Source organism: Bacillus sp. HMSC036E02, assembly GCF_001836235.1.
Lineage (GTDB): Bacteria > Bacillota > Bacilli > Bacillales > Bacillaceae_G > Bacillus_A > Bacillus_A cereus.
On the sequence record NZ_KV827880.1, the window covers coordinates 169,469 to 176,639 of the forward strand.

The window sequence follows — 7,171 nt, forward strand, 5'->3', positions numbered from 1 at the left end:
TCACTTTTCTACAATAGAAAACAGGAGGTAGGCCCTCCTGTTTTTAATACTTTTGAATGCCTAATTTCACTGTTGTTGTTACTCTTTTTGTACCACGATAAAACGTAAGAGTCATTTTATCATTAATTTCCTTATCATATAAGGCCGTACGGAATCCAATAATATCGCGAATCGGTTTTCCATCTACTGCCACAATAACATCATGTTCTCTTAAACCAGCATCCGCACCTGGCGAAGGACTTTTCACATCCAAAATACAAACGCCCTCTGTTACAGTACCTGGTAAATGTAATGTTTTTGACCAATAATAGTTTGGGATTTCATTTAATGACCTAAGTTCAATCCCAACATACGGTCTTCTTACTTTTCCATACTTCTCAAGTTCATTCATAATTGGAACAGCTCTAGTCACCGGAATAGCAAGGCCGATTCCTTCTACTTCTTTTGCAGCAATTTTCATTGAATTAATACCAATTAATTGTCCTGCTGCATTTACAAGCGCACCACCACTATTCCCCGGATTAATCGCTGCATCTGTTTGTAACACTTCTACTTGCCAATCATAATGTCCATCTTGATCTAAATCTACAGGGACAATACGTTCATTAGCTGAAATAATACCTTGTGTAACTGTTCCAGAAAATTGCAGTCCAAGTGGGTTTCCAATCGCAATAACTGGTTCTCCTCTGCGAACAGTATTAGAATCGCCAATTTCAATTATTTTTTTCACATGCTTTGCATCTATTTCTAATACAGCTAAATCTGTGACTACATCGGTTCCTAATACTTTTCCAGGAACCTTCTTACCATCACTTAGACTTACTTCAATACGATTCGCTCCAGCTACAACATGATTATTCGTTACAATATAAGCTTTACCATCTGTCTTTTTATAAATTACTCCTGATCCTGTACCGGCCTCTGAATCTGCCTCTGAAAAATTATCTCGTTGAATGTTAATAACACCCACAACAGCTTCAGATGCACGATCAACAGCATCTACAAAGCTAATCTGTTTAATCCCTTGAGCTTCAGCCATATTACTTCCGCTTGCTTCAGCTTGCGGAAGCGTATCAGCAGAATTCGAAAATAAAGGCGCTCCAAACGCAAATAAAGAAGCTCCTACAATTGTTCCCGCTATACTCGAAAGAACTATACCTTTGTGCTTCTTTTTTCCTGCACGTTTCATACGATAACTTTCTTCATCAATAAAGGACATATTTGTTCACCTATCTTCCTGAAAACAACTATATTCACCTTTATTGTTTACTAAAATGAAGAATTATACGTATTGAATTTTTGTAGGCATTTTTGGATCTGTATCGTGAATTTCAAATGATTCACCCACTCCAAATCCTTTTTCCTCTAGTACTTGTGATACTGACATACGCGCTAGTTCTTTCATGTTATTATCTAAGCTTAAATGGGCTAAATAAATATGCTTTGTCTCATCTGTAATTACATCTGCCATCGCTAATGCAGCATCCTCATTACAAACATGCCCAACGTCACTTAAAATACGTCGTTTAATGCTCCATGGATAACGTCCCATACGAAGCATTTCTACATCATGATTACTTTCAAATACGAAAGCATTAGCTCCCTTAATAACGCCCTTCATACGGTCACTTACGTATCCCGTATCTGTAATAAGCGCTAATTTCCTATTATTGTTATGGAAAGCATAAAACATCGGTTCTGCCGCATCATGAGAAACTCCAAATGACTCGACTTCAATATCACCAAATGTTTTCACATCACCAACTGAGAAAATAAACTTTTGTTCAGTTGGGATATTTCCTATTAAATGTTCCATTGCATTCCATGTTTTCTCATTTGCATAAACAGGTAAATCATATTTACGTGCCAATACACCTAATCCTTTAATATGATCACTATGCTCATGCGTTACAAGAATACCTGATACATCATTTATATTTAGTTCTGCTTGTTTAAATAAAGCCTCTGTTGCTTTACCACTTAAACCTGCGTCGACTAGTAATTTTTTTTCATCGGTTCCTACGTATAGCATATTTCCTGTACTTCCACTTGCAAGTACGCTAAAATGCAACCCCATTCTTTCTCACTCCAGTATGTTCATCAACCACTTGATTTTCCTTTTCTCCTAATTCCATAACTTGTCCTTCAATTGCATTCACAAAGAAGTCCTGCTTCTGCTCCGTTTTTAAATTCCACGTTGGAGCAAGTACTTGGTTATTAGAAGTAGATGCGGTAAGAGTGGCATAACCAATTTGCGCTTCTTTAACATGCGTATTTCCATGAATTTTATTTTTTAAATACAAATTTTCTAAAGCTGTTTGAGCCGTAATAATTTCTTGCTCTTTCGTTTTTTCACCTTCGCCCATTTCTTTTAAATCAGTTAGCATTGTCTGCGTATATGAAACAAGTTCATTTTTTTCATTTAATTCCACAACAATCATCGCCTGATTATTATAGAAAATAGGCTTATCTTTATATTTTTGGAAGAAATAAATTTTAGAGTCTTTCACCGCTCCAAATTCATATTTTTGTCCATCCAATACATAGTTCTTCAAAAATTCATTATACTTATCTTTTGATAATGATTTCGTATTTAAAAAAGGCTCTTTTAGCTTACTTTCTATCTTGTACATATTTTGTATATGCACCGTTTGATTTTTCAAAGACTGTATATCTTCTTCTTTAAAGGCTTTATTTTCCGCTCTAATAAATGACTCTTTTTTCGGTTCTTTAGGGATATTTCCCATCGTAATTTTATTTGCTTTTAATTCTTGATCTATCTTTGTTTCTGCAATAAGCTCCAATTGATTACTATCTTGCTTTTGAATGAATTGGAAAATGAGAAAGAGGTCCAAAACAAAAAAGGTCACAATAAATATGGTTTTAATCCGATCCCAATCCATTTAGTCCTCCCTCACTCCACTCATAGATTTTCTGTTTACCTGTTTCATCTTCAACAAGCTTTACATACCAAATTGGTTGTAGTCGAACCACTTGCCCATCTAGTGATAACTTGTATCCAATGCCAATATCCTTAATTACTTGTTTCTTTATCTCTGGATTATTTTCTAGGGATGCTATTACAACATGCCCTGACGGAAGAGTAACCTTCTGTTCTATACCTTTAGTATTTAAAGACAGCAACGGTCTTTCATATTCCATTACTTCTTCTGATCCCCATACTTGTCTTAATTCCGCTAATCCATCTGCATTGAATACTGGATATCCATCTTCATTTAAGCGAAATACTGTCTCTCCTTTATTCATATAGTCCAAACGATATGAATCCAAACTCCCACTGTGACCACTTACAAATTCAAAGCTTTTTTGTAAAAGCATTAAATTATCTATCGTTTTCTCAGTTAAGACAGAAGAGTTTTTATACTTTAGCATGTGACGATCGTTTTCAATTTCCATGGATCTAATACCATCTGTAAATGTTTCTTTCGACATCTCGGTAATCGGACTTAAATAACGAGGATCACTAAACAGAGCATTCTTAAACGTATCAACTGCTAAATTAGATGAAATATATGTTATATTGCTTAACTCTGTCGTTCCATCTGGTAAAAATAATTTTTTCATATCATTGAGTTGATAATCAAAATAAGGTTTTGCTGATACTATAAATTGATTTTGGGCATTTACAATATCTTTTAAATACAAGCCACTTAATTTTGCCTCGTATATTTTAAAGTTATCACCATCAGAAACAAAGTTAATTTTAATTTCTTGATCCTTACTTCTAGAAGGATCAAGGAGAATACGATTAAAGTGTTTAGGCTTATCTGTACTTTTCTCTTTCATGTTAAACATGGATTTAACTGCATCAAATGGGATATCGGTAGGGAAAACAAGTTCAACTTTCCCTTCACCATGCACATATGAAAGGAAATCACCCTTAGTGATTGATATCTCTCTAAAATCATGTAGTTCCCCTACTTCCAGGGGCTTATAGATTGATTCTATATCTGCCTCTCTTCTGCTCCCATAATGATTTTTATCTTTATGCACGATGATAGAAGTAGGACGGACAACATCGGAAATTTTAGTTTGGTTCATTCCTTCATTCCCCTGTACAAATTTCGCGTTTTGCATGGATGTAGAATCTGGCACATACGTCCATAGATTAAAAGTAAGAAATAGGCTAATTACAACTAGGTTAATTAAAACTATTGTTTTAAAGTTTTCCATACTCATTCCCAATCGTCCTCTTCATCTGCTGCCATTGGTAACGTGAAATAAATAGTTGTCCCTTTTCCTTCTTCACTCTTCGCCCAAATAGAGCCACCATGTGCCTCAATCATTTCTTTTGCAATTGCTAATCCAAGTCCCGTACCACCCATTTGTCTTGAACGAGCTTTATCTACGCGATAAAAACGTTCAAAGATTTTATCAACGTTTTCTTTTGGAATACCCATTCCTTGGTCACTTACACTAATTTCTAATAAATCACCGCGATCACGTAAACGATATGTTACTGTTCCACCTTCTGGTGAATACTTTAATGCGTTAGAAATAATGTTATACAGCACTTGAGTAATTTTGTCAGTATCCATATCAATAAATCTAGATTTCTTAGAGAAAGATCGTTTGAAACTTACATTTTGCTCTTTAGACATTTCAAAGCGATCAATAATATTATTAAAGAAATCAGTAAAGTCGACCCATTCTTTCATTAAACGATGCTCTGTACTATCCAATTTAGATAGCTGTAACAACGCATTTACAAGTCTAATCATTCTTTCTGTTTCTTCTTGTGTAACCGTTAAAAATTGTGGTGCAATATTTGGATCCTGCCATGCTCCATCTGTAAGTGCCTCTAAATAACTGCGCATCGTCGTTAATGGCGTCCTTAATTCATGAGAGACATTTGCCACAAACTCACGGCGTTCCCGTTCTATACGTTCCTGCTCTGTTACATCATATAGTACAGCAATTAAGCCGTTTGCCTTCCCTGTTTCTTTTTGAATAACAGAGAAACTAGCACGTAAAATATATGGTTCATTTCTCGTACTAAAATCTAATAAAACAGAATCTGGCTCTTCATATAAATGATCGAGCGTAAATTCTTCCTGTATCCCTAATACCTCTAAAACAGATTGATCGAGCGCTGTTTCACGAGAAACATTTAACATCTTTTCCGCAGGGTCATTTAGTAAAATAATATCCCCTTTTCGATCAGTAGCAATTACTCCATCTGTCATATGTGATAAAACAGATGATAATTTACGCCTTTCACTTTCTGTAGAAGAACGAGCTTGTTGTAATTTTTTCGATAAATTATTGAAGGATAATGCCAGTTGTCCAATTTCATCATGGCTATGCACTTTTACTTTTCTGGAATAATTTCCTTTTGCCATTTCGATTGCTTGTCTCCGCATATCTGAAATTGGTCTTGTAATTGTTTGAGCCAACAAAATCCCAAGTACGGCCGTTACTAATAAAGCAATTACTGTTCCCGTAGCAAAAATTTGATTTATATCCTTCATTTGTTTATATACATCTTCCATAGATGCCACAATGTAAATAACACCAAGCGCATCCTTACCGTTATCATCTAGAATCGGAGTAAGCATAACTTGAACACGATGACCTGTACTACCATCCTTCTCAATTTTCACTTCTGGCTTTTTTTGTACTAACACTCGCTGAACAGCTATATCAGTTGATGTTCGATTCACCTTATTCTGCTTTGATTCATCTGAAATAGCCAGTAACTTTCTGTGCGAATCAAATACACTTACCTCTTGTATAACTTTCTTCTGATCAGAGGCAAATTTTCGAATTGACGTTTTAATCGTTTCATCTGTTGACTCTGTTTCTGCTTTTGTATAACTTTTTTTAAACTCTTGCTTCAAATTATATGATAATAAGTTTGTTTGCTGCGTTAAAGAATCCCTAAAACCTTGTACTAAGCTCTTCTCTAATTCCCTTACGAAATATACTCCAATAACTTGCATCGCTATTAATATTAATAGCATATATATAAGCACAAATTTTAAATGAATAGATTGAAAAAAACCAACTTTCTTCATATACTATTCCTGCTCTGGGTCACGCAAGTAATACCCTACTCCACGTCTAGTTACAATTAAAGTAGGATGGCTTGGATTATCTTCAATTTTTTCACGCAAACGACGTACTGTAACGTCTACTGTGCGCACATCTCCAAAATAGTCATAACCCCAAACTGTTTGTAATAAATGTTCGCGTGTCATAACTTGTCCTAAATGTTTCGCTAAATAATGTAGCAACTCAAATTCACGATGTGTAAGCTCGATATTTTCCTCGCGCTTCGTTACACTATATGCATTTGGATTAATCACAATTGGTCCAATAACCATTTCTGTATTTTCTTCTTTTTCCGCAGCACCACCTTGTTGATGGCGGCGTAAATTCGCCTTCACACGAGCAAGTAATTCCCTTGTACTAAATGGCTTCGTTACATAATCATCTGCCCCAAGCTCAAGCCCTAATACTTTATCAATCTCAGAGTCCTTTGCTGTAAGCATAATAATCGGCATTTCTGAGCTTTTACGTATTTCACGGCAAACCTCTAAGCCGTCTTTACCTGGTAGCATAATATCTAATAAAACCATATCTGGTTGCTCTTCATTAGCCTTTTCAATTGCTTCATCACCATCATGTGCCATTACTATTTCAAAACCTTCTTTTTCTAAGTTAAACTTCAAAATATCTGCAATCGGCTTTTCATCATCAACTACTAAAATTTTCTTTCCCATCATCGTCTATTTCCTCCTTATAAAAATATGGTCAATAATCCCTAAACATATTGATGTTTACATAGTATGTCCTATATGACCGCATCCTTTGTTTAAGTATTTTCTCCTCTATTCTCATAGACTCATGTATGATCCACTTTTACACGGCATCTTATACGATCTATAGAAAAACCTCTAGCTTCAACTGCTAGAGGCTCCTCGTTCTATTTTAAAATAACTACTCAGTTTTGTAAAATTACATAAATAAAAAGGATATTAAGTGGGCCCACTTAATATCCTGAGAGTGGCTCGGGACGGAATCGAACCGCCGACACGAGGATTTTCAGTCCTCTGCTCTACCGACTGAGCTACCGAGCCAAAACTATATATAAAACCACTAATGGTGGTATAAACAAAAGTGGCGGTCCCGACCGGGGTCGAACCGG

6 protein-coding genes and 1 tRNA gene are annotated in these 7,171 nt (G+C 35.5%); all 7 read right to left on the reverse strand.

The window, feature by feature from the left end:
- Nucleotides 1-43 precede the first annotated feature (43 nt).
- Complete coding sequence (locus HMPREF2590_RS26925; protein ID WP_000008041.1) at nt 44-1,219, reverse strand: S1C family serine protease; 1,176 nt, start codon at nt 1,217-1,219, stop codon at nt 44-46.
- 63 nt (nt 1,220-1,282) lie between these two features.
- On the reverse strand, nt 1,283-2,077 hold the full coding sequence (locus tag HMPREF2590_RS26930) for an MBL fold metallo-hydrolase (RefSeq protein WP_000522837.1): 795 nt from the start codon (nt 2,075-2,077) through the stop codon (nt 1,283-1,285).
- Nucleotides 2,061-2,903: a two-component system regulatory protein YycI gene (locus HMPREF2590_RS26935; protein ID WP_000383740.1), complete on the reverse strand. Its 843-nt coding sequence runs from the start codon at nt 2,901-2,903 to the stop codon at nt 2,061-2,063. Before HMPREF2590_RS26935 ends, HMPREF2590_RS26930 begins: the two co-directional genes overlap by 17 nt.
- Nucleotides 2,884-4,200, reverse strand: a complete 1,317-nt coding sequence (locus tag HMPREF2590_RS26940; protein ID WP_000061563.1) for a YycH family regulatory protein — start codon at nt 4,198-4,200, stop codon at nt 2,884-2,886. The genes HMPREF2590_RS26935 and HMPREF2590_RS26940 overlap by 20 nt, the downstream gene beginning before the upstream one ends.
- On the reverse strand, nt 4,197-6,038 hold the full coding sequence (gene walK / locus HMPREF2590_RS26945) for a cell wall metabolism sensor histidine kinase WalK (protein ID WP_000755367.1): 1,842 nt from the start codon (nt 6,036-6,038) through the stop codon (nt 4,197-4,199). Before walK ends, HMPREF2590_RS26940 begins: the two co-directional genes overlap by 4 nt.
- Before the next feature lie 3 nt (nt 6,039-6,041).
- A complete protein-coding gene (gene walR / locus HMPREF2590_RS26950) occupies nt 6,042-6,749 on the reverse strand; it encodes a cell wall metabolism DNA-binding response regulator WalR (protein ID WP_000971865.1) in 708 nt (235 codons plus the stop codon).
- A gap of 281 nt (nt 6,750-7,030) precedes the next feature.
- Nucleotides 7,031-7,103: transfer RNA gene (locus tag HMPREF2590_RS26955), tRNA-Phe, on the reverse strand.
- Nucleotides 7,104-7,171: the final 68 nt, after the last annotated feature.

Excerpts from the sequence above, each read along its gene's own strand:
- walK (WP_000755367.1), bottom strand. The coding sequence starts at position 6,038 with ATGAAGAAAGTTGGTTTTTTTCAATCTATTCATTTAAAATTTGTGCTT.
- HMPREF2590_RS26940 (WP_000061563.1), bottom strand. The coding sequence starts at position 4,200 with ATGAGTATGGAAAACTTTAAAACAATAGTTTTAATTAACCTAGTTGTA.
- HMPREF2590_RS26930 (WP_000522837.1), bottom strand. The coding sequence starts at position 2,077 with ATGGGGTTGCATTTTAGCGTACTTGCAAGTGGAAGTACAGGAAATATG.
- walR (WP_000971865.1), bottom strand. The coding sequence starts at position 6,749 with ATGATGGGAAAGAAAATTTTAGTAGTTGATGATGAAAAGCCGATTGCA.
- HMPREF2590_RS26925 (WP_000008041.1), bottom strand. The coding sequence starts at position 1,219 with ATGTCCTTTATTGATGAAGAAAGTTATCGTATGAAACGTGCAGGAAAA.
- HMPREF2590_RS26935 (WP_000383740.1), bottom strand. The coding sequence starts at position 2,903 with ATGGATTGGGATCGGATTAAAACCATATTTATTGTGACCTTTTTTGTT.